Genomic DNA, 23,749 nt, shown 5'->3' on the forward strand with positions numbered 1-23,749 from the left:
CAAATAGAAAGCAGCCTGCAGAATTTTTTCTGCAGGCTGCTTTTCAATGTTCGATACTTTTGTTTTCGTCTATTTCTTTCTTTTCTTCTTTCAAAGCGTCTTTCATATCGTCACGGACCGTTTCTTCAGCCACTTTGATGCCGGACATATAGGAAGCGCGTCCAATCAAATGGCCGCCTACAGGAGCCGTGATAAAGAGGAAGACAATGGCGATGACCATCTGTGTATTGAAGATGCCTTCAATCATCCAAAAATGGATGAAGGTGGCCATCAATACGCAGAGAACGCCAAGCGTAGAGCTCTTGGAGGCGGCGTGTGTGCGTGTATAGACATCCGGCAAACGGATAAGCCCTAACGCTGTAACTACGCTGAAAAGGACTCCTGTGCTCATTAATACAATGATGAGGATATTAACGATGGTCGTTTCGATCGAAAATCTCTCCTCTCTCAAGGAATTTCGCGAAGGCAGTAGTTCCAATAAAGGACAGAATACTCAACAACAAGATGATTTCCAGGAAGAATTCCGTTTCATTTATCAAGGACAGCAAAGCAACAATTGACACCAGTGAAATTCCGATGGCATCCAGTGCCACTACACGGTCAGCGATTGTCGGACCTTTAACAAGCCGGTAAAGCAACCCTGTAAATCCTATGCTGACAATGATAAGTGAAATCCAGTAAAACATCATCATGGGCGGCTCACCTCCAGAATGGCACGTTCGAATGTATCCTTGATTGAATTGACAGCATCATCGATGTCTTCAAAATCGAGTGCGTGGATAAAGAGCCTTTTCTGATCGTTTGAAATACCGACAACCAGTGTTCCAGGCGTCAATGTGATTAAAGCAGACAAAAGGGTGATTTCCCAATCCTCTTTCAACTCAGTTTCCAGTTCGAAAATAGCTGGTTTTAAGTTCATATTGGGTTTAAGGACAATCCGCAGTACCTGGATGCTCGACATGAGCAGTTCTTTAAGAAACAACAGGATCAGAAAGATGACGGCCCACACCCGGGAAGTATATAGCCGGTAGGAAAAGAACCGGCGCATTAAAATGATGATGCCGAGGCCCACAAGGAAGCCGATGGCGAATCCTGCAGGGCTAAAGGAAACGGTCATGAACATCCAGACAAAGGCCAGGAAGAAATTCAATAAGATTTGCAAAGCCATATGTCACCTACTCCTTTAATACCGCATCTATATAGATGGATGGATTCAGCAGCACTTCACCCGCGCCTGAAATGAACGGCATGAAGAGTTCCGCACCGACCCCAAATACCACTGTAATGGCAACGAGGATGACCGTCGGGATAAACATTTGATTAAAAACGGATTTCTTTAGAGGAACGGTTTCAACCGGTTCGCCCCAGAATGCATAGATGAAAATGCGTACAGCACTCAATAGCACAATCAGGCTAGTTGCCAGGATGACAATGCTGCCCCAGAATTGCGGACCTTCAAAGCCGCCTTGGACAATCAGCAGCTTGCCTGGAAATCCGCTAAGCGGAGGTATGCCGGCAAGGCCGAATGCTGCAACCAGATAGGTCCAGCCGAGAAACGGGTAGGTTTTGATCAATCCACCCATTTTCCGGAGGTCGGTCGTACCGAACAAGACCGCTACAATGCCGACTAAGAAGAACAAGGCTGCTTTGATCAGCATATCATGTAGCAGATAAAAGATGGAGCCATCAACTCCAGGCTGGTTTAATTGCGCAATCCCGAATAGAATCACACCGACAGCAATGATGATGTTATAGATGATGATCTTTTTAACGTCAAAATAGGCAAGGGCACCGACACATCCGGCTAGGATGGTCAATATTGCAATGATTCCAAGCAATTCATGGGTAAAGGTGATATTCATGGTAAAGAACAGCGTGTATGTACGCATGATTGCATAGACGCCGACTTTTGTCAGCAAAGCGCCAAACAGAGCCAATATTGGAACAGGAGGCGAGTAATACGACCCCGGTAGCCAGAAGTACAGTGGGAAGATTGCGGCTTTAAAACCGAAGACTACTAGGAACATGACAGCTATGACAGTCAGGATCCCGGTTTCTTCAATTTGTGGAATCTTCACTGCCAAATCCGCCATGTTCAACGTTCCGGTAACAGAATAGAGGAAAGCGACAGCTGCTACAAATAAAGCGGATGAAATGATGTTCACCAACAGATATTTGATGGATTCGCGCAGTTGCGGTTTTTCTCCACCATGGACGATTAAGGTATAAGAAGCCATTAGCAGCACTTCGACAAATACGAACAAGTTGAAAATATCGCCTGTCGTAAAGGCGCCATTGACACCGACCATCAAAAATAGGACAGCCGGATAATAAAAGGACTGCTCACGTTTCACACCAATTGTCGGAAAACTGTAAAACACAACAAATAAGGTGATGATCGAAGTTGTGACCACCAGTAAAGCGGACAATGGATCCGATACCATGGATATGCCGAACGGTGCCGGCCAGCTGCCAAGTGTCACAGCTTGGACACCCTCTGCATTTACTTTAGCCAATAGCACCAAAGCAGCAATCAACGTTGCGGCAGCGCCGGTTGCAGCAAGAAATCGCTGAATTTTCAGGCGCTTCGGGAAAATCATCAGGACAGTAGCAAAAAACAAAGGAATGATGATTGGAAATAGCAGTAAATTACTCATGGTCTTCAGTTCCTCTCAGCAAATCCATATTGTCGGTACCGAGCTCCTGATAAGACCGGTAAGCAAGCACTAGGAAAAATGAAGTAACAGCAAATGAAATGACAATTGCTGTCAAAATCAATGCCTGTGGAAGCGGATCAGCGTAATCGCTGACACTGACTCCGTCTGCCACGACAGGAGGGGAGATTCCTCCAAGGCCACCCATCGTCAATAACAGCAAATGGGCGCCATGGCTCAATAGCCCAGTCCCGATGATGATGCGTATCAAGCTTTTTGAAAGCATTAAGTAAACAGCTGCCATAAAGAGAAATCCGATGACAACCGACATTATTATCTCCATTATTCATCCTCTCCAATCGTTTGAATAATGGTCATCGTTACACCGACAACAACCAGGTAAACACCTGCATCGAACAGCATCGCTGAATGCAGAGAAGTTTTACCGAAAAGCGGTAAATCAAAATAATCATAAGCGTGTGTAAAAAATGGAACATCAAAGATGATGGAGGCGGCAGCAGTGGCAAGTGCCAACAGCAAGCCGATCGCTGTCATCGTCACATAATTGAGCGGCAGTATTTTTTTAACGGTTTCAATATCAAACGCAAGCATCAGCAGCACGATTGCACTAGTAGTCAACAAGCCGCCGACAAAGCCGCCGCCCGGTGTGTAATGTCCAGCAAAAAATATATGGACGGCAAACATCAGGATGATGAAAGTCACTACTTTTGTAGCCGTTTGAAGCATGACATCATTTGTTCTCATGCTGACCCTCCTTTTTGGTCATACGCAGTTTAATCATGGTAATGATGCCAATACCGGCAATGCCCAGCACTGCAATCTCAAACAATGTATCAAACCCGCGATAATCAACTAAAATAACGTTGACGATGTTTCCGCCGCCTGCTTCGGAGTAAACCGTTTCCTTGTAGAACTCAGAAATCGAAGGCAAGAACTTCTGGGAGTGAGCGGACAGCGCGACCAATGTCATAGTGACCCCAACACCCAATGCAATCAATGCGTTACCAAGGCGGAAACGCATGCGCTCTTCTTTGCGGCTGATCTGCGGCAAGTGATAGAAAGCCAGCAGGAACAGGGCAACGGAAATGGTCTCGATCACCAGTTGTGTCAACGCCAAATCCGGCGCACGGAAAATGACGAAAAACAGCGCAACTGAATAGCCGACTGCACCGAGAGCGATAATCGCCGTCAACCTTGATTTTGAAAACAAAATCGTTAATGTCGAGCCGACCAAAGCCAGCAGAATAACGATTTCATAAAAACCGATTGGTGCCAGGTTAGTCACATCAAAAGCGAAAGATTCAGTCAAGAACAGCGTTCCAAGAACAATGATGACAACAAAGCTGAACATATACACCAAATAAGAGCGGATAAATCCGGTCATGTAAAGCTTGGAAAAACGGTTCGCTCCGGTATCGCTCATAAACATCAGGTTGTCATATAACGCATTCAATGAAACAGAATCAGGGAAGCGGTCGTAGCTCTTTTGCCACTTGTGCAGCGTCCAGAACATCAGGCCGCCGACAGCAAAAATGCCGAGTGTCATAAAGAGCTCAGTATTGAAACCATGCCAAGCTGATACATGGACATCCACTTCTGACGGTGAGTTATACAAGAATGGCTGGATAGCCATTACAGCTGGTTTCACAAGCCAGTCGCCAACGCGATTCGGAATAAAGAAAATCACGATAACAAGTAAAGCAAGGAATATAGGTGAAATCAGCATACCGATCGGCGCTTCGTGCGCTGGTTTCGGCAATTCCTCCGGCTTGTGCTTGCCTGCAAAAGTATGAAACACAAAATAGAAACTGTAGATGAATGTGAAAACAGAACCAAGCCATGCCACAATCGGGAACAAAACGCCCCAAACGTCCATGGAGAATAAATCGAATTCAGTTAAAGACAGCATGGCTGTCAGGAACATTTCCTTGCTCAGGAAACCGCCGAATGGAGGCAGTCCTGCCATAGAAAAGGCGCCGATCATGGCGACGGTGAAACTGATCGGCATTAAGCCCATGAGGCCGCCGAGTTTTCGGATATCCCGTGTACCGGTCTCATGATCAACGATACCGGCAATCATGAACAGGCTGCCTTTAAAGACCGCATGGTTGATCAAATGGAAAATAGCTGCGAACCCTGCATACTTGAATGTGGTTTCCGCTATATTGTCGATATGATAGCCGGCAGCAGAAGCTCCCAGTAACGACATGATCAAGCCCAGCTGGGAAACGGTCGAGAAAGCCAGAATCCCTTTCAGGTCTTTTTGTTTCAAGGCGAAGAAAGAACCCCAGAACATAGTAAACAAGCCGACTCCGGCGACCAGCCACATCCAGGTGCCGGATAGTGCGAAAATAGGAGTCAGGCGAGCCACCAGGTAAAGGCCCGCTTTAACCATCGTCGCTGAGTGCAAGTATGCACTGACTGGAGTAGGCGCTTCCATTGCATCCGGAAGCCAGATATAGAACGGAAACTGTGCAGACTTCGTGAATGCACCGAACAGCACCAAAACGAGTGCACAGATGAAGAAGTCATGTGTTGCCAACTCAGCTGCCTGCGGAATTAATTCGCGGATGGAATATGTATCGCCCATAATGCTCAATAGCACAAATCCCCCGAGCATCATCAATCCGCCAAAAACAGTAATCATCATTGATTTCAATGCGCCAAATCTCGACCGGTCGCGAGTATACCAGTAACCGATCAAAAGGAAAGATGAAATCGATGTCAATTCCCAGAACAAGTAAAGGGTGATTAAATGGTCACTTTGGACAATGCCGAGCATTGCCGTCATGAACATCAATAAATAAACGTAGAAGTTATGTAATTGTTCACGGTGTTTGTCCAAATAAAAAATGGAATACAACACCACTAGCGCCCCAATGCCGGTAATCAGCAAAGTGAACAGTAGGCTTAACCCATCGATATATGCAACGAATGCGATATCAAGCGAAGGGATCCATTGAAATTCAGAAACTAAATTGCCGCCGTCGATGGTAGTAGGAAGCAATGAGAGATAGTAAATGAATAGCGCGACAGGGACAACCAGTACAAACCAGCCAGTATGGATTTTTCCGACTTTCTTAAATAGCAGCGGAATAAACAAAGCTGCAAGCAATGGTAAAAAGATTAAAAATACAAATGACAAATGAATCCTCCTTCCAGCATAAAGAGAAACTTCAATCAGCGGGTGCTTCATCCCTCAAGAATTGTTTGTTGATCCAATTGGGCTTCTGTGGACAGCATATCTCCTGGCATAAAAGTGGGAGCATGGCTTTCCGTTAAAGCGGGATAAACGTGAAGAGTTTCTAATTAGAAATTATAACGCAAATCAGGTGGATTTGCACCGTTCATCAATTAGCACAGCTGAATTCCTATGGCTTTCTCTGAGCTTTTGTAATAGGAAGAAACCCGATTATGTTAATTTTGTGAATTTGAAAAAAAGAGCAGCAAAAAGCCGGTTTTCCGATGAAAACCAGCTGAGCTTACATATTCTTTAATTCCTGTTCCAACAATACGTCTTCAAAATCCTGTTCAGGTTTTGCTAACGTATAGCGCAGGAAGCCGAAAGCAAGGACGAACAGCACACCTGTTACGATAAAGACGGAAGAGATGCCGATAAAGCCGCTGACGATGCCCCCGAACATTGGACCGATGATATTGCCGAGGAAACGGAAACTGGTATTATAGCCCATGATTTCGCCCTGGATTTCAATCGGTGCTTCCCGGCGCATCAAAGCGGTGGTCGTTGGAATCATTCCGCCGACTGCAATGCCGAATAGCAGGCGCAAAATGATCAATTGCCAAAGCTCGGTGACGAATGCCTGCGGAATGATAAAAATGAATGCCAACAACAGCAGAAATCCGAGAACTTTCTCATAGCCGATGGAATCACCCAAACGGCCCCAGCGCCGCGCAAATAGCAAGTTGCCGACACCCGTTGCACTGAACGTGATCCCTGCAAGAAACGCCACTTGCCCACTGCCTTCTGTCAGATGCGCAACGTAGAGAGACAATAGCGGTTGGATGCTGAAATTCCCGATTTGAATCAACGCGGTAATGATCATGACATTTAAAATCAGGCGATGGCTTAAAATACCGTTGACAATGGTCTTCGGTGCATAGACATGGGCGCCTTTTTGTTTAACGCGTCTGATTTCATGGAGACCGAAAACCACAAACAAAGCGGCAATGGCAATTACACTTGCTGTAATGAGGAACGTATACTGGAAGCCGAATGCATCTGCCATCAAGCCACCGAGGACAGGGCCAAACAGCGTCCCGGAAACACTGCCCATTTGCAATGTTCCGAGTGTTTTCCCAGCCGTTTCTTTAGAAGTCTGCGAACTGACAAATGCCAGGGAAGTAGGGATGAACCCGGTCACCACACCCATGAACAGACGGATTAAAAACAGTTCGGTAACGGAGTCGGCGGTGCCCATCATGAAAATGCTGATGGCAATCCCAAAGCCGTTGATGATTAATATCGGCTTAAAGCCGTATTTGTCAGCAATGCGCCCCCAGATTGGAGACATGATCAAGGCGGCGACAAACGTAACGCCGAATACCAGGCCCGACCAGCGCTGGACGTATTCGTCCGTGAAATTGCCGAGCGATTCGATGTAAAGAGATAAGAATGGCATAATCATCGTGGTGCTGCCGGCAACCAGGAAATTGGTGAACATGATAATAAAGAAATTCTTTTTTTGAGTATCCATATGGACCCCTTCTTTCTGAACGGAGCATCTGTTCCTATTATATGATATTTCGCTTCACGAAGAAAGTGTTGAAACTTACCAATGAATTCAAAAAACTTCTATGCTAAAATAGAGCGGGGTGAAAACGATGAAAAAAACAATGATAACGCCAATTTTATTAGCATTATTTCTTGGCGCATGCTCAGAAGAAGCGGCTCCGAAGACTGAGGAACCAACAGAAGCGACAGAAACCGCAGCTGTTGAAGTGGACGGTTATCCGCAGTTATCCACTGAAGTGGCAGACAACGAAGCACTAGTCGAACTGACGACTTCCATGGGAACCATGCAAATCAAACTATTCCCGGAAATTGCACCAAAAACCGTGGAGAACTTTTTAACACATGCAGAGGAAGGCTATTATGACGGGGTGACTTTCCACCGGGTCATTGAAGACTTCATGCTTCAGACCGGAGATCCGACCGGTACAGGGGGCGGTGGCGAAAGCATCTACGGTGCTCCATTTGAAGATGAATTTCATGACCACCTCTACAACATCCGTGGTGCATTGTCGATGGCCAATGCCGGACCCGGGACTAATGGAAGCCAGTTCTTCATTGTTCAGGCTCCTCCGGTAGCGGAAGGAGATTTGGCTGGCGATTATCCGGAAGAAATTCGGAAAGCTTACCTGGAACAAGGAGGAACACCTTGGCTTGACGGCAAACACAGCGTATTCGGCCAGGTAATCGAAGGCATGGACGTGGTCGACGCCATTGCTGCGGTTGAAACGGAACAGGAAAAACCTGTCGAAGACGTAACCATCGAATCTATAGAAATTTTAAAACAGTAGTTCACTGCAGAAAATCCTTGTAACGGGATTTTCTGCTTTTCTTTTTTTGAGTATGTGCTATTATAGCCCTTAACGCTAGAGAAATGTTAGGTGAAAAACTAATGGAAATAAGGGAAATGAACAGAAAAGCTGTTTTGGTCCTGGAAGAATGGGATCCTTTCACCATCGGTTCTGAAGGTTATGAAACGCAAATTGCAGACGTTATTACACAATTGGGCGTTATAGACCATCCATCAGATCTTGCAAAAGAAATACAAAGTATTTACAAAACGTCTTTTGAAAAGTGGATTCCACTGGAGCGCTGTGTGGACATTTCCTACAAATTGATTGCCCTTAAGTATGAGGCGAAGCACATTATTTAACAAAAAAAAGAGCTATCGACGAATTTTCGTCGAAAGCTCTTTTTTGTTGATGGTTTATCCCGCTTTAACGGGCAGTAAGATTCCCGCTTCTACAAGCGGGAGATCAACTGACCGTAAAAGTCCGATTGGATCGGGCCGACAGGATGCCGGTTACATAGGCGTTGCCGCAGGACGCGGCGCGTTTAGCCTATGTTCTGCTTTTTATCAGTGGGGGATGAAGAAAACCCCCACTGATTGAAGTTTCTCTTTATTTTGACCCTAATCCGTCTACTAAGTTCGAAGCAGGAACTTCCAACGCATTTGAAAGGATCAAAATGGTTTGGTTTGATGGGACTTCTGCGCCGCTTTCATAGGCTTGTAGCTTAGCGACACCGATTCTTGTTTTTAGTGACAATTCATCTAATGAAAGGTTACGCTCTTCACGAAGCGCTTTTAATTGGGCGTGTAAATCGTTTTTCACATTTATCCACTCCTTCTATATGGAACTTTCTTCTATTTATATAGTATCATGCACAGAATTTTTTCGATAGAACAAGTTGTGGCTTTTTTTGAACAGTTTCCACTCATTGGAAAATAGCGATGATTCCTTGGATAAAGACGACAATGATGGCAATCGGTGCGACATAACGCACCAGTACCCGCCATACATCAACCCAGACTTTCTGTTGGGAAAGCTCGTTGTGGGCGTCTTGCTTTGTCAAAACATAGCCTGCAAACAAGGATGTAAATAAAGCCCCAAGCGGCAAGCCGACTCTGCTGGTCAAAGTATCAATGAAATCAAAGAACGTAAAGCCGAAGAATATTTCCTGCGGCATAACACCGAAAGACAAGGCACTCGGAATACCGACGATGAAAATCATTAAGCCAAAAATCAACGCGACTCGGCGGCGGCGGTCATATTTGTTTTTGACACCGATCGATACCGTGATTTCAAGCATAGAAATAGACGAAGTCAACGTAGCGAACAACAACAAGATAAAGAAGATAATCATCAGGAACTCACCCATGAACAATTGGTCGAATATCGCTGGCAAAATGATGAACACTAACCCCGGACCCTGATCTGGCGTATAGCCTAAAGCGAAGACGGCCGGGAAGATGATCAGCCCAGCCATGATGGAAATCACGATGTTCAACGAGACGACGCTGACAGAAGAGCGTGTGAGATTTTCCGACTTGGACAGGTACGACGCATAAGTGATCATTCCTGCAACACCGACACTCAAAGAGAAGAACGCTTGTCCAAGTGCAACCAATGCGGTCTCGAAATTAAAGAAAGACCAGTCCGGAATAAACATGAAGCGTACGCCTTCCATGGCGCCGTCCAACGTCAGTGACCGGATCATCAGAATCAGGAAGAAAATCAACAAAGCCGGCATCATGATTTTGCTGGCACGTTCGATTCCGCCTTTAATCCCTCCTTGGACAATCCAGATGGTCAAGCCCAGGAAAGCGGCTTGGGCAAGAAGGACTTCCCATGGATTAGTGATGATGCCATTAAACAAGTTGGCAAACTCGGCATCTCCTAAATCCGAGAGCTGGAACAGAATGGAGCGTCCCAAATAAGATAGGACCCATCCTCCCACAACACTGTAAAACGACAATATAAGAAACGAAAAGATAAATCCAGACCATCCGATCAAATACCATGGTTTACCGGGAGCTTGTTTTTTCAATCCGCTGACAGCATCCGCCTGGCCTCGACGGCCGATAACGAATTCTGCAAGAAGAATCGGCAATCCGATTGCCACGGTGCTGATAATGAACAGCAGGATAAAGACACTGCCTCCGTTTGCACCGGTTTCGTATGGGAATTTCCAAATGGCGCCTAAGCCGATGGCACTGCCTGCAGCTGCAAGAACAAAGCCTAGCTTAGAACTCCATTGATCACGTTTTTTCATCATGTCACTCCTATCTCATATAGATTCACTCATTTTACACGACAGGCAGTAAAAAAAATAGCAGTATTTGAAACGCTGAGGCATTTTGGCCGTATAATAATCAAAACGATAAAAAATTGATTATTCAAACGAATCGGAGAGTGGAGCTATGGCTTCTGAAAAAAATCTTTACGGGAAGGCCCAAAAAGGAAATTCAGCTGCTTTTTATGAATGGGCAGAGACTATCCAACCGGACAGTGGCCGCTTTGCTTACCAATTAGGTGTTTCTATAGAAGTACTGCCTGACTTTCAACGCCAGTGCCTGCAGCTATTGTTTGAGGAAATCGGTGGCTTGGCGCAAGAACAGGCGCAATTGCAACTCTTTAAAATTATGGTTAAGCATTATTCAACATATACCGCTCCACTTCAAACAGATTCCAATCAGGCCATACTCGGCTTTCCAGAAGACAATGAACTGCACAGTGAGCTGCAGAAATTAGAATCGGACCAGAAAATCCCTTTAGTATTGGCTGTTTTTCACAACTGCACAAAAACGGATATCGCCACGGTGATGGGCATGCCGGAATCGCAGGCAACCCGATCAGTGGAACAGGGGTTAGCAACTTTAGAGCAAACTTTTCATTATAGTAAGCAGCAGCTTCTGCTGCGTTTGGAGATGCTCCAGAAATCTTACCGGCGTTTTGAGCCCCCGAAGCCTGCTGGCTTACAAAAACCTATTGAAATCGGAGTTCCTCTCGCTGATGATGCTTCCGCAAAAACGGTTGTTCCTCGGCCGTTCAGAAGAAAAACGGCGGTTCTGCTGGGGGGTGCAGGACTGTTTATAGCGTCTATCATCGGCATCAGTTTTATGATGGACGACCAACAGACAAAAACCGCCGGTACGACAGAATGGCAGCAAGTCGAAACAGTGACAGAGGACATGATGGCAGACTGGAAAAGACAATACGAAAGCGTTAAAGCTTCTTCTCCTGAGCGATTGGGGATGTCTCCTGAACAATATGGAAAGCTTGATTATGTCAAACAAGCGGATGCTGAAATGGAGCGTGTTTTTAGTGACAGAGCGGTGGATTCATTAGAAGGCGACCCCGAGGCTATGCAGCTTGCTGTTGAACAGATCCTTTGGCAGATTGAAACACCGCGGGGCATGGCTCTTTCGTTAGGTGCCTCTCATCCACTGCCTTCTGAAGAAGTGAATGAGTTTCTTCGGAATTACACAGCAAAAGCGACCGAACTGCAGCATTTTGCAGACAACATACTGCTGAATTATCAAGAAGAATTGGAAACTACCGCCGTTATGGGCGAGCTATCTCCGGAAAAGCTTAGGGCCCAGCCTGATGTATTTCCTGAAGAGTTGAGGTTGCTTGTCGAAGCTTTGCCCGAGTATGCACTTTTTCCTTTTGTCGATATGGAACGAGAACATTTCCGGACCGTTCGGGACGTTAATTATTTGCAGCAGCAACAGCCATTCATTGGCCATCCCTATGCGGGGCAGTATTTGCAGATGTGGAGTGAAGAACCTTATTTTAACGACAATGGATTTTTGGTTCCTCTTGAAAATGTTCCACAGAAACTGATTTTTATGGAAATGGCATTATTGGATGAGTGGGGAGAAACATCTCTATTTGACGGAACGGAAGTCGCTTACCAGCAAGTTTTTTGGCAAATGATGAAAGGCAATGACAATTCGCCTGTTTTTGATGACCAAGGCAAGGTGAAGAATGAATATAGAGCCGCTTGGAACAATGCCGCTTCATCCAATCCCATGGCTTTTCTTCTGCTGCCGATCCTGGATGAAATGGAAGCGAGCGGATGGACTGCTTCCGCACATTATGATGAACTGCAGTTCCATGATATTTTGGATGCGCTGGAAATGGAGAAGGCGGGAAGCCTTGCCGGCCGTTTGCCGAATGGCGATCTGGAGCTTGAAGAAGAGTTTGTCGACCTGCAAGATTTTGATTACAGCCGCATTAATCCATTGTACGAATCTTTCCGGGCATCCTACGATCTGCAGATTCTGGCGGGTGTTCCGCCCCTGGATGTGCTGTTCATGTACCATTATGCCAATGAAATCAATGACAGGGACACGTTATGGCACCTTTTGGCAGACAGCCCATTAAAGCCGCCGCTTGCAGCATTTAAGGAGCAGTGGCAAAATATTCCGAAGCTGACGGAAAATGTGGCCTGGGTAGAACTTTCCAAAGACACCTACAAGCAGCGGGTAAAAGAAAAAATCTTTATTTATCCCCATATACAAGCGGAGCAGTATGATGAACGCCTGGAACTGATGCTGGTCACTGAGAAAGACCGAATTTGGCAAGTCGATTACCAGCGATATGAAAGTTACGAATTGCAGGGGCAAGATCAGCAGTTCAAGCGGACAGTCGACTCGCTTTATGGAATGATTTCAGGGGATTCCGGAAAACAGCTGCCTAGCGATACCGACCCTGGAGAAGTGGCAGGCGTATTCTTTAAAGCAATTGAAAGCGAAGATATCCCGGCCATGAGAAAGCTTGTAGCTGAAAAGGACCTTCCAGATGAAAGATTCGAGGCTTTTTTGGAGCTGCGCAGTTTCCGCCCGTTTTCCGAATTCCATCAATTGACGTTCAAGACCTTTTTTGATGGTGCCCATTCCGGAATACCAACTGGCAGGGCTGAAATTCAATATGAAGCCGGGGCACAGGATAACCTGTATGAAGAAGTCTTATTCATGAAGAAAACCGCAGATGGCTGGCGTATGTCGGAGTTAAATAGTTACTGATTTTACTATCAGCATATAGTTGTGCTATAATATACAGATGCCAATAGGTGTACAGGACAATTAGATATGACTAGGAGCGGGTAAACATGACAAAAACATACCAAACAGGCGATACGGTTTCAGGTAAAGTTACAGGAATCCAGCCATACGGCGCATTCGTAGCTTTAGACGATCAAACTCAAGGATTGGTCCACATTTCAGAAATCACTCACGGTTACGTGAAAGAAGTAAGTGAGTATTTGGCAGTAGGACAAGAAGTTGACGTAAAAGTATTGGAAGTTGATGAGAAATCTAAAAAAATCAGCCTTTCAATCCGCGCACTTCAAGAGCAGCCACCAGCAGCTCAAAAGACTGAAAAACCAAAACAATCTCTTCAGTCACATGTAAACGAAAGTGACTCTGAAGGATTCAACTCTTTGAAAGACAAAATGCAAGAGTGGATCAAACGTTCTGGACAGTAAGAAAAGCAAAAGCGCCCGTTAAGCTCTGACAGACTTATGACTCGAGGAGCTGGGCGCTAGAGTCTGGGCAATAAGAAAAACGATAAAAAACGAAGCGCAGACATCATGTCTGCGCTTCGTTTTTTTTGATTTTCCGTAATCGGTATTGTAGATTTTGGCGGCTCATGCCAAGTGCAGCCGCCGCTTTTGTGACATTATTTCCATGCAGGTCCATCGCCTTCTGCAGGTAATACATTTCCGCTTCAAATAAATAATCCTCTAAAGGCAGCAGTTCTGTATTGGACTGGACAATGAAATCTTCAGGCTGGTGTGCACCCTTTAAATCGGTCTTCAGCTTAAAGTGATGGGGCAGCATGTCCGCGGTGACAACTTCCTGTGTTGTCAGCAACGAAGTAATTTCATCAAGCAGCAATTCCAGTTCCTTTAAGTTGCCTGGCCAGTCATAGGCATGGAATAGGGCACTTACTTCCTTGTCTAAGCCGTGTACGACTGAACCGACCATCATCCGATGTCGGGAAAAATAATCTTCGACGAACGGAAGTATATCTTCTTTTCGGTGGCGCAGCGGATCCAATTTGATGGTCATGGAAGAAAAGAAATAGTACAGGTCTTTCAATAACTTATGGGAGGCGATCAATTCGACAGGATCATCGCCGACACTGGCGATGAAATACGTATTGCCGCGCGACCGCTCTTCTGCCATCTTCAGCAGTTGCTCCTGCATCGGCAAAGGCAATAAGTCAATCCGTTCGCAGTAAATGGTGCCATCTCCCATTTGCTCGATTTCTTCCCCTAATTGATCGAGCAGGGTACCGTCTGTTCCATGGCAATAGAGGGTGTACATCTGCCTTTCGGAAGTATGGGCCCAGTGGATAGCTTCGGCAATCAATTCTTTGCCGGTTCCTGATTCTCCTACCAGCAGAACGGGCAATTTCGCCATTGCAGCTTTTTCGGCGGTGGCAATGACTTTTTTCATGCTTTTGGAAACGGCCGTAATCGCTGAGAAAGTAATGGGCTCCCCGTATTTTTTCAGGGGCTGGTAAATCACTTTTTCAAGCGTCGTTACATCACGCGACAATTCAATGGCACCGATCAGTTTTCGTTCTTCAAACACCGGGTACGTGTCATTGATCGTCGTAATTTCCTGGCCTTTGCGGTTCCAATAGGTCTGCTTAACATTGAAGACAGGTGTTCCGCTTTGAAGAACCTTCAATAATGTACTTTCATGCTGATCGAAACGGAACATCTCCAAAAGAGACCGATCTGCCAGCTCCTCAAAATCAAATCCCTCTATTTCACGCATCTTTTTATTATAAAGAATGGTTTTTCCCTTGGTATCTATGGCATGGATCCCTATTGCCACATGTTCTCCGGCAAACTTATAGAAAGGGGATAAATCGATATGATCGGACTTCAAAATGCTCACTCCAAAATTATTTTGACTTTTTAAACAAAAACACTTGAATTATGCAACAATCTTTTGCATTATTATATATGGAAGCAGTTTAAAAGTGCAAATTTTTTTTGCGCTTACTTAAAACTCAAGGAGGATTTACATGATTCCCTACAAACACGAACCGTTCACAGATTTCTCGATTGAAAAAAACCGTACAGACTACCTGGAAGGCTTGAAGACAGTTGAAGCTTACCTAGGTCAGGACTATCCGTTAATTATTGGTGGCGAACGCATCACTACCGAAGATAAAATCGTGTCATTTAACCCGTCAAATAAAGAAGAACTAATTGGAAACGTTTCGAAATCATCTAAAGAGTTGGCTGAAAAAGCAATGCAAGCAGCTGACGAAGCTTTTAAAACGTGGAAAAAAGTAAAACCTGAAGTCCGCGCTGATGTACTGATGAGAGCAGCTGCAATCGTCCGTCGCCGCAAACATGAATTCTCGGCACTTTTGACAAAAGAAGCAGGCAAGCCTTGGAACGAAGCAGATGCAGATACAGCAGAAGCAATCGACTTTATGGAATACTACGCTCGCCAAATGCTGCGCCTGAAAGACGGCATGCCAGTGGAAAGCCGCCCAGGCGAAGACAACCGCTATGACTATATTCCTTTAGGAGTAGGTGTTGTTATTTCTCCTTGGAACTTCGCTTTCGCGATTATGGCCGGAACAACAGTTGCAGCAATGGTAGCTGGAAACACTGTTCTATTGAAACCTGCTTCAACTACTCCAGTCGTTGCTTATAAATTCATTGAAGTTCTAGAAGAAGCGGGCATGCCACCGGGTGTAGTCAACTATATTCCAGGACCAGGATCTGAAGTCGGAGATTATTTAGTGGATCATGCGAACACACGCTTCATCTCATTCACGGGATCTAAGGAAGTCGGCCTGCGCATTGCAGAACGTTCTGCAAAAGTGAATGAAGGGCAAGTTTGGATGAAACGCCTGATTGCTGAAATGGGTGGAAAAAATACAATGGTTGTGGATAAAGAAGCTGACCTTGAGCTTGCTGCACAATCGATTGTAAAATCCGCTTTCGGCTTCAGTGGACAGAAATGTTCAGCCGGATCACGCGCAGTTATCGTAGAAGATGTATACGATACTGTTTTAGAACGTGTTATTGAGTTGACGAAAGAATTGACCATCGGAGATCCGACAGATCAGTCAAACTACATGGGGCCGGTAATCGACGGCAATTCATACAAGAAAATCATGAGCTACATTGAAATCGGTAAAGAAGAAGGCCGTTTGGTCGCTGGTGGAGATGGAGATGATTCTAAAGGCTTTTTCGTTAACCCGACAGTCTTTGCTGATCTTGATCCTCAAGCCCGCATTATGCAGGAAGAAATTTTTGGCCCGGTTGTCGGCTTGATGAAAGCAAAAGATTTTGACCATGCAATCGAAATCGCCAATAACACGGAATATGGTTTGACTGGTGGAGTAATTACCAACAACCGTGAAAATCTTGAAAAAGCCCGTGAAGATTTCCATGTAGGAAACCTTTACTTCAACCGCGGCTGTACAGGCGCAATCGTCGGATACCAGTCGTTCGGTGGCTTCAATATGTCCGGTACTGATTCAAAAGCTGGCGGACCAGATTACATTGGTCTTCACATGCAAGCAAAAACAACTTCTGAAATGTATTGATTCATTTTTTGAATGTATTAACAAACAACAAATGGTATAATAATTCATTAAGGAGGCAGACGAAGGTCTGCCTTTTTTAAAAAAGGAGGAATTTACATGACACAGACACAGGCCATCATTGAACAGACAGAAAAGTACGGGGCGAATAACTACCACCCACTGCCGATCGTTATTACTGAAGCAGAAGGTGTTTGGGTAAAAGATCCAGAAGGCAACAAGTTCATGGATATGCTGTCAGCTTATTCGGCTGTCAACCAAGGGCATCGCCACCCGAAAATCATTCAGGCACTAAAAGATCAAGCGGACCGCGTTACCTTGACTTCGCGTGCTTTCCATAATGACAAATTGGCTCCATGGTACCAAATGATCTGCGATATTTCCGGCAAGGAAATGGCATTGCCGATGAATACAGGTGCTGAAGCTGTAGAAACGGCATTCAAAGCTGCGCGCCGTTGGGCATACGATGTTAAAGGTGTTGCGGATAACCAGGCAGAGATTATTGCATGCGACGGAAACTTCCATGGCCGTACAATGACCGCTGTTTCATTATCATCCGATCCTGAATACCGCAAAGGCTTTGGCCCGATGCTTCCGGGAATCAACTTGATTCCTTTTGGAGATTTGGAAGCATTGAAAAATGCCATTACGCCAAATACTGCAGCATTCTTGATCGAACCGATTCAAGGAGAAGCGGGGATCATTATGCCTCCACAAGGATTCCTGAAAGCAGCAAGAGAACTTTGCCGCGAAAACAATGTTCTTTTCATCGCTGATGAAATCCAATGTGGACTTGCACGTACTGGAAAAATGTTCGCCTGTGAATGGGAAGATGTAAATCCTGATATGTATATTCTAGGCAAAGCGCTTGGCGGGGGAGTCTTCCCGATTTCATGTGTCGTAGCCGACAAATCCATCTTGGGTGTATTCAATCCGGGATCACACGGTTCAACATTCGGCGGGAACCCGCTTGCTTGTGCTGTCTCAGTCGCTTCTATGGAAGTGTTGCTTGATGAGAAACTTTCTGAGCGCTCCCAAGAGCTGGGTGAATACTTCATGGAGAAATTGCGTGAAATCGACCACCCTTCAGTGAAAGAAGTCAGAGGCCGTGGATTGTTCATCGGTATGGAATTGACTGAAGCTGCAAGACCTTACTGTGAACAATTAAAAGAGTTGGGCCTTTTATGCAAGGAAACGCATGATACGGTCATCCGTTTTGCTCCTCCGTTGATCATTTCAAAAGAAGAGTTGGACTGGGCAATTGAGCGCATTCAAAAAGTGTTCTCTAAATAGCATTCAGATGGCACATAAATATTGACATGTGTTACACTAGATGCTGAGTAATTACTAAAATATAAAGAGGCGAACTAATACAATGTCTGAAAACTTGAACTTGTTGACGTCAACGCAGAATGTTATTAAAACTGCATTGGATAAGCTTGGATACGAAGATGCGATGTACGAACTTCTAAAAGAACCAATGCGGCTTATGGAAGTGCGCATTCCGGTGCGTATGGATGATGGCAAAACAAAAGTCTTTACGGGTTACCGTGCACAACACAGCGACGCGGTAGGACCGACAAAAGGTGGAGTCCGTTTTCATCCGGATGTAAATCGTGACGAAGTCATTGCTTTATCCATGTGGATGACATTAAAATGTGGGATTGTAGAATTGCCATATGGTGGAGCAAAAGGTGGAATCATCTGTGACCCGCGCGAAATGTCCATGCACGAAATCGAAAAATTGAGTCGTGGATATGTCCGTGCGATCAGTCAGATTGTAGGACCTAACAAAGACATCCCGGCACCTGATGTGTTTACCAACTCGCAGATTATGGCGTGGATGTACGATGAATACAGCAAAATCGATGAATTCAACTCTCCTGGCTTTATTACGGGTAAACCAATTGTTCTTGGTGGATCTCAAGGCCGCGACAAAGCAACGGCTCAAGGAGTGACTATCTGTATTAACGAAGCTGCAAAAAAACGGGGTCTTGATATGAAAGGTGCTCGTGTTGTCATTCAAGGTTTCGGTAACGCGGGTAGCTTCCTGGCAAAATTCCTTCATGATGCGGGAGCAAAAGTGGTCGGTATTTCCGACGCTTATGGCGCCCTTCATGACCCGGATGGTTTGGATATCGATTACCTATTGGACCGCCGCGATAGTTTCGGAACGGTTACCACGTTATTCGATAATACCATCACCAACAAAGAATTGTTTGAATTGGACTGCGATATCCTGGTTCCGGCAGCGATTGCCAATCAAATCACAGAAGAAAACGCCAATGACATCAAAGCTTCCATTGTCGTCGAAGCCGCAAACGGCCCAACTACAGCTGAAGCTACGAAAATGCTGACAGATCGGGGAATCCTTTTGGTTCCTGACGTCCTGGCAAGTTCTGGTGGAGTTACCGTATCTTACTTTGAATGGGTGCAAAATAACCAAGGTTATTATTGGACGCAAGAAGAAGTGGACGAAAAACTCAACAAAAAATTGGTTGATGCTTTTGAAAATGTCTATAATGTAGCAACTACACGCAATATTGATATGCGTCTAGCCGCTTATATGGTAGGTGCACGCAGAACTGCAGAAGCTTCACGCTTCCGTGGCTGGGTTTAATGCATAGGAAAAACCGTCGGGATTCTCATCCTGACGGTTTTTCTGTCTCAATCTTTTGCTTTTTTATTTGAGAAACTACATAATATAACCTGAATAGAGGAGGATGATTGGATGAACGCATTTTCATTTTACAACCCGGTAAAACTTATTTTCGGTAAAGGCCAGCTTCAAGCGGCTAAAAAAGAATTGCCGAAATTCGGCAAAAAAGTGTTATTGGTATACGGCGGTGGCAGCATCAAGAAAAACGGCCTTTACGATGAAGTCATTCAAATGTTGTCAGATGCAGATCTTGAAGTTTTCGAGTTGTCTGGAGTAGAGCCGAATCCGCGGATCTCAACTGCCCGCAAAGGCATTGAAATCTGTAAAAAAGAAGGCATTGAGATGATTTTGGCTGTCGGTGGCGGTTCAGTTATTGATTGCACGAAACTGATTGCCTGTGGGGCTAAGTATGACGGAGATGCTTGGGACTTCGTTTCCCGGAAAGCTCAGCCGAAGGAAGCCTTGCCTTTTGGTACAGTTTTAACGATTGCGGCAACGGGTTCTGAAATGAATGCCGGTTCGGTTATCACGAATGAAGAAACACAAGAAAAATACGGATGGGGAAGCCCGTTGTCATTCCCGCAATTCTCGATCTTGGATCCGTCTTACACATTGTCGGTACCGGAAAATCATACGGTATATGGAATTGTGGATATGATGTCCCATATTTTTGAGCAATACTTTAATGACGCCACCAATACACCTGTTCAAGACCGGATGTGTGAAGGGGTACTGAAAGCGGTTATCGAAACTGCACCGAAGTTAATGGAAGACTTGCAAAGCTATGAACACCGCGAAACGATCTTGTTTGCCGGAACAATGGCTTTAAATAAATTCCTTGAAATGGGTTATAGAGGCGACTGGGGTTCACACAATATTGAACACGCCGTATCAGCTGTCTATGATATTCCCCATGCGGGCGGATTGGCGATTCTTTTCCCGCAATGGATGCGCCATAACGTTAAAGTGAATCCTGGCCGTTTTGCTCAAATGGCAGTCCGTGTCTTTGATGTGGATGCAACTGGCAAATCGGAAACGGATATTGCCTATGAAGGAATCGACCGCTTGGTAGCGTTCTGGACTTCTCTGGGAGCGCCGACACGTTTGGACTACTACGACATCGATGATTCGAAAATTGATGTAATGGTAGAAAAGGCTATGGTCTATGGTGAATTCGGTAACTTTGCAAAATTGAAAGACGAAGACGTTAAAGAAATTCTTCAGGCGTCTCTATAAGAAAAGGCTCAGCATTTACGCTGAGCCTTTTTTCTTTGTTTATTTTTTATTAAGAGATTCTGGTCGGCTGCTAAGGTGTGTCCAATGTGTTTCGCCGTCATCTGCATCGAGTGAGACAATGACGTCATCAACACTCGGCTGGCTGAGGATGATTTCCGCTAGACGTTCCTGCAGCGCATCTGCTTCAGGGACAGTCAACTGTGGATCGACTTCGATCTTGGTTTCCACATGAAGAAATTCCCCTTCTTTAACAACTTCCAATTCTTTAATGTCGCGAACGTCAGGATGATCGGTTAGGATATGGGCGATGTGGTTAACCATCTGCTCATCAGTTTCCCCGATAACTCCACGTGCATTATCCATAAAGACTTTGGCTACCACGTAAAGCATCATAAATCCGATCGCGATGGAAGCTGCTCCTTCGATTTGCAGAAATCCTGTGTAGTGTGCGATCAATACCGCAACTAATGCCAATACGCCGCCTGAAGTTGCCACTAAGTCCTCTAGGAATACCAACTTAGTTGCAGGCTTGGCACGATTCAAATGGGCAAAGCTCGTGGTAAGTGGAGCCATAGCTCCTCCTTTGACGCCTGCTTCATGCAGAACTTCTTTACCTGCTTTATATAGAACGAAAAATTCAAGAAGGATAGCAATAGATAAGACCACAACACTGATGATAAAACCTTCCGCTTCTACAGGCGCTGTCATTTGATGCCAGCCTTCGACAACTGTTTCATAAGCCATGATTCCGACAATCAGTACAGCGCCGAGAAGGACGATGTTTAACAGGCGCCCAAAACCGTTCGGGAATCGCTTAGTGGGTGCTTTCTTTGAAAGCGCCGAACCGATAAAGACAAAATATTGGTTGGCTGCATCCCCGATGGAGTGCATCGTCTCGGCGAACATCGCGACATTCCCGGTAAAGAAGAATGCAACACCTTTCATGATGGCGATAAATGTATTAATGATTGCGGCTGTCAGGGACGGCTTGTTACCTTGTTTCAATAATCCGAAAAACTCTTTCATCCAAATTCCTCCTTCGTTAAATCAGTTCAATTTCAACTTGTTTTACTTTTTCCATATCAGATATTTCCTGATACAGATCAATTGTATCTTTTTCCTGAGAAAAAGACATACGGATTGTCAGCTGGTGGAAGGGGACATTGCTCTCCTTATCGGAATGCGTAATGGATATGCTTTCGATAAGTGACCCTCCAGCCTTTAATTCATCCAACACCTGCCGGATTGATGACCGATCGGATACGATTACTTTCAAGTTGGCTTCGACCATATTTAAGCGCTTCGGTCCATACTTGAAAAGTAAGGGAGGCAAAGCTTCTATGCCGATCAAGACAAGCAGCACAGCAGTCAAAGCTTCTATATAGAAGCCTGCCGCCACTGCTATACCGATTCCGCCGGCTCCCCAAATCATCGCGGCGGTCGTCAGCCCTGAGATAGAATCGTTGCCGCGCTTCAAAATCACGCCTGCACCCAGAAAACCAATGCCGGATACAATCTGGGCGGCAAGACGAAGCGGGTCCATTGTAATGTTCACGTTATCATACTCGCTGCCTTGGGCTATATAAGCGGATTCAATCGAGATGATGGTCAACAGACAACTGAAAGTAGAGATGACGACACTTGTCTTTAATCCGACAGGCTTTCTTTTTAATTCCCTTTCTAGCCCGATGACTAAACTTAAAAGAGCGGCTATCACGAGTTTAAAGAAAGTTTCAAATGAAGAAATTTGCATAGCGCTGAAAAACTCCATTGAGATCTCCTCCATTTTTTCTTCTTTTATTGATTCTGCCTAGACAAAGTGGCAAACTTAGTACGTGCGTTGTCGGCAAATTAAATTGGCAGAAGAGGTGTTTATATGGAGAAACCGACTATCCACCCGTACATCCCGATCATAATAGGTGTTTTCTCAGTGGCATTGTCAGCTATTTTTGTTAAAATGACATCTGCGGATTCAGGAGTCACTGCTTTTTATCGTATGTTGTTCTCTATAGTGATCATGAGTCCGGTCTTCTTCCTCAAATATACCCATGAAATCAAAAAGCTAAGCAAAAGGGACTGGACCTTCACAACAATAGCTGGCGTATTTTTAGCGTTTCATTTTATTTTGTGGTTTGAATCGCTGAATTATACATCGGTGGCCAGTTCAACAGTGCTTGTTACGCTGCAGCCGTTGTTCGCTTTTGCGGGTACATATTTTTTCTTCAAGGAGAAGCTCTCTTTAAAAACATTGGTGGCTGGAGCCATTGCGATTTCTGGCAGTGTGCTGATTGGCTATGGGGATTTCAAATTGAGCGGAAGTGCGTTATTTGGAGATTTGTTGGCCTTGATTGCTTGTGCATTGATAACTGCTTACTTATTGTTTGGTCAAGACGTGCGGAAAAGATTGTCTTTAGTGACCTATACATTCGTGGTATACGGAATCAGCACCATAACATTATTCTTCTATATCATATTTAAAGGAGAATCATTTGGTCCGTATCCGGCGTCCGAATGGATGTGGTTCTTATTGTTGGCGTTGATTCCAAACTTGCTGGGCCACACTCTTTTCAATTGGGCTTTGAAGTGGGTGAGTACCAATGTCATATCAATTGCGATCCTTTTTGAACCCATAGGTGCTGCTATCCTTGCATATTTTATACTTGGAGAGTATTTGAGCCTGTCGCAAATAGTGGGTGGAAGTATAGTGTTGGCGGGCATTACGCTATTTATTGCCGACTACCAAAAAATTAAAATGCACTTTTTTAAAATAAAGGCTTGATTTATTGCGCGTGGCGGTTTATATTTATATATGTCCTTAAGACAACTCGAAAAAAATATTTTGAAATAGTATTGACAGCGAGATTGAAACAGGATATATTAATAAAGTCGCCAATGAGCGCGACAAACTGAACCTTGAAAACTGAACAGCAAAACGTCAACAAAAGACGTCACGAGCGCCTTGGCGCGAGAACGGCTTTTGCGATGGTCGCCTTCGGGCGATCGGAGCATAGCCTTTGAACTTCTTGGGTTCGTGACTTAAACTACTGATCAGCTCACG

Annotated in this window: 22 protein-coding genes; 9 read left to right on the top strand and 13 right to left on the bottom strand. The window is 45.0% G+C overall.

Going from position 1 to position 23,749, the window contains the following annotated elements; genetic code table 11:
- Positions 1 to 43: 43 nt before the first annotated feature.
- The 8 genes from mnhG to QMA04_RS14840 form a co-directional block, all read right to left on the bottom strand.
- The gene (gene mnhG, locus QMA04_RS14805) at positions 44 to 451 is read right to left on the bottom strand and encodes a monovalent cation/H(+) antiporter subunit G (RefSeq protein WP_225218616.1); all 408 of its coding nucleotides are present in this window, start codon (positions 449 to 451) and stop codon (positions 44 to 46) included.
- On the bottom strand, positions 411 to 692 hold the full coding sequence (locus tag QMA04_RS14810) for a Na(+)/H(+) antiporter subunit F1 (RefSeq protein ID WP_191716494.1): 282 nt from the start codon (positions 690 to 692) through the stop codon (positions 411 to 413). The genes mnhG and QMA04_RS14810 overlap by 41 nt, the downstream gene beginning before the upstream one ends.
- On the bottom strand, positions 689 to 1,168 hold the full coding sequence (locus tag QMA04_RS14815; protein WP_191716493.1) for a Na+/H+ antiporter subunit E: 480 nt from the start codon (positions 1,166 to 1,168) through the stop codon (positions 689 to 691). The genes QMA04_RS14810 and QMA04_RS14815 overlap by 4 nt, the downstream gene beginning before the upstream one ends.
- Before the next feature lie 7 nt (positions 1,169 to 1,175).
- The gene (locus QMA04_RS14820) at positions 1,176 to 2,657 is read right to left on the bottom strand and encodes a Na+/H+ antiporter subunit D (protein WP_290186687.1); all 1,482 of its coding nucleotides are present in this window, start codon (positions 2,655 to 2,657) and stop codon (positions 1,176 to 1,178) included.
- Positions 2,650 to 2,997 carry a Na(+)/H(+) antiporter subunit C gene (locus QMA04_RS14825; protein ID WP_191716491.1) on the bottom strand — a complete coding sequence of 116 codons (348 nt, stop codon included), beginning with the start codon at positions 2,995 to 2,997 and terminating at the stop codon, positions 2,650 to 2,652. The genes QMA04_RS14820 and QMA04_RS14825 overlap by 8 nt, the downstream gene beginning before the upstream one ends.
- Positions 2,997 to 3,419 (bottom strand): Na(+)/H(+) antiporter subunit B, encoded by a 423-nt coding sequence (locus QMA04_RS14830; RefSeq protein WP_191716490.1) that lies wholly within the window; start codon positions 3,417 to 3,419, stop codon positions 2,997 to 2,999. Before QMA04_RS14830 ends, QMA04_RS14825 begins: the two co-directional genes overlap by 1 nt.
- Positions 3,406 to 5,820: a Na+/H+ antiporter subunit A gene (locus tag QMA04_RS14835; RefSeq protein WP_290186689.1), complete on the bottom strand. Its 2,415-nt coding sequence runs from the start codon at positions 5,818 to 5,820 to the stop codon at positions 3,406 to 3,408. The genes QMA04_RS14830 and QMA04_RS14835 overlap by 14 nt, the downstream gene beginning before the upstream one ends.
- Before the next feature lie 337 nt (positions 5,821 to 6,157).
- The gene (locus QMA04_RS14840) at positions 6,158 to 7,390 is read right to left on the bottom strand and encodes an MFS transporter (protein WP_191716488.1); all 1,233 of its coding nucleotides are present in this window, start codon (positions 7,388 to 7,390) and stop codon (positions 6,158 to 6,160) included.
- A gap of 127 nt (positions 7,391 to 7,517) precedes the next feature.
- Between QMA04_RS14840 and QMA04_RS14845 the strand changes: the two genes are divergently transcribed.
- Complete coding sequence (locus QMA04_RS14845) at positions 7,518 to 8,216, top strand: peptidylprolyl isomerase (protein ID WP_290186691.1); 699 nt, start codon at positions 7,518 to 7,520, stop codon at positions 8,214 to 8,216.
- 101 nt (positions 8,217 to 8,317) lie between these two features.
- On the top strand, positions 8,318 to 8,578 hold the full coding sequence (locus QMA04_RS14850; RefSeq protein WP_290186693.1) for a DUF1871 family protein: 261 nt from the start codon (positions 8,318 to 8,320) through the stop codon (positions 8,576 to 8,578).
- 247 nt (positions 8,579 to 8,825) lie between these two features.
- Here the strand turns inward: QMA04_RS14850 and QMA04_RS14855 are convergent, their stop codons facing one another.
- Together QMA04_RS14855 and QMA04_RS14860 are read right to left on the bottom strand one after the other, a co-directional pair.
- Positions 8,826 to 9,038: a helix-turn-helix domain-containing protein gene (locus QMA04_RS14855; RefSeq protein WP_203341030.1), complete on the bottom strand. Its 213-nt coding sequence runs from the start codon at positions 9,036 to 9,038 to the stop codon at positions 8,826 to 8,828.
- Between the two features lie 103 nt (positions 9,039 to 9,141).
- A complete protein-coding gene (locus tag QMA04_RS14860; protein ID WP_191716646.1) occupies positions 9,142 to 10,479 on the bottom strand; it encodes a sodium-dependent transporter in 1,338 nt (445 codons plus the stop codon).
- Between the two features lie 148 nt (positions 10,480 to 10,627).
- Here QMA04_RS14860 and QMA04_RS14865 point away from each other — a divergent pair, with 148 nt between their 5' ends.
- Positions 10,628 to 13,237 (top strand): hypothetical protein, encoded by a 2,610-nt coding sequence (locus QMA04_RS14865; RefSeq protein ID WP_290186696.1) that lies wholly within the window; start codon positions 10,628 to 10,630, stop codon positions 13,235 to 13,237.
- A gap of 86 nt (positions 13,238 to 13,323) precedes the next feature.
- Complete coding sequence (gene yugI, locus QMA04_RS14870; protein ID WP_006828542.1) at positions 13,324 to 13,698, top strand: S1 domain-containing post-transcriptional regulator GSP13; 375 nt, start codon at positions 13,324 to 13,326, stop codon at positions 13,696 to 13,698.
- A 103-nt stretch (positions 13,699 to 13,801) separates the two neighbouring features.
- Here yugI and QMA04_RS14875 read toward each other — a convergent pair whose 3' ends face one another.
- On the bottom strand, positions 13,802 to 15,115 hold the full coding sequence (locus QMA04_RS14875; RefSeq protein ID WP_191716482.1) for a sigma 54-interacting transcriptional regulator: 1,314 nt from the start codon (positions 15,113 to 15,115) through the stop codon (positions 13,802 to 13,804).
- Positions 15,116 to 15,254: 139 nt separating this feature from the next.
- Between QMA04_RS14875 and pruA the strand changes: the two genes are divergently transcribed.
- The 4 genes from pruA (at position 15,255) to QMA04_RS14895 (ending at position 20,691) form a co-directional block, all read left to right on the top strand.
- Positions 15,255 to 16,799: an L-glutamate gamma-semialdehyde dehydrogenase gene (gene pruA, locus QMA04_RS14880; RefSeq protein ID WP_290186698.1), complete on the top strand. Its 1,545-nt coding sequence runs from the start codon at positions 15,255 to 15,257 to the stop codon at positions 16,797 to 16,799.
- Positions 16,800 to 16,895: 96 nt separating this feature from the next.
- Entirely contained in the window at positions 16,896 to 18,089 is a 1,194-nt protein-coding gene (locus QMA04_RS14885; protein ID WP_290186700.1) for an ornithine--oxo-acid transaminase, read from the top strand.
- Positions 18,090 to 18,171: 82 nt separating this feature from the next.
- Positions 18,172 to 19,416, top strand: a complete 1,245-nt coding sequence (locus QMA04_RS14890; protein ID WP_191716479.1) for a Glu/Leu/Phe/Val family dehydrogenase — start codon at positions 18,172 to 18,174, stop codon at positions 19,414 to 19,416.
- 111 nt (positions 19,417 to 19,527) lie between these two features.
- Complete coding sequence (locus QMA04_RS14895) at positions 19,528 to 20,691, top strand: iron-containing alcohol dehydrogenase (protein WP_290186703.1); 1,164 nt, start codon at positions 19,528 to 19,530, stop codon at positions 20,689 to 20,691.
- Between the two features lie 39 nt (positions 20,692 to 20,730).
- On the opposite strand, the gene QMA04_RS14900 is transcribed toward QMA04_RS14895, so the two are convergent.
- Together QMA04_RS14900 and QMA04_RS14905 are read right to left on the bottom strand one after the other, a co-directional pair.
- Positions 20,731 to 21,717 carry a cation diffusion facilitator family transporter gene (locus tag QMA04_RS14900; protein ID WP_290186704.1) on the bottom strand — a complete coding sequence of 329 codons (987 nt, stop codon included), beginning with the start codon at positions 21,715 to 21,717 and terminating at the stop codon, positions 20,731 to 20,733.
- 16 nt (positions 21,718 to 21,733) lie between these two features.
- Positions 21,734 to 22,462, bottom strand: coding sequence for an MgtC/SapB family protein (locus QMA04_RS14905; RefSeq protein ID WP_191716476.1), 729 nt, complete (start codon positions 22,460 to 22,462; stop codon positions 21,734 to 21,736).
- Between the two features lie 105 nt (positions 22,463 to 22,567).
- Between QMA04_RS14905 and QMA04_RS14910 the strand changes: the two genes are divergently transcribed.
- Complete coding sequence (locus QMA04_RS14910; RefSeq protein WP_290186705.1) at positions 22,568 to 23,470, top strand: DMT family transporter; 903 nt, start codon at positions 22,568 to 22,570, stop codon at positions 23,468 to 23,470.
- Positions 23,471 to 23,749: the final 279 nt, after the last annotated feature.

This window comes from Planococcus sp. APC 3900 (assembly GCF_030407735.1).
Classification (GTDB): Bacteria; Bacillota; Bacilli; order Bacillales_A; family Planococcaceae; genus Planococcus; species Planococcus notacanthi.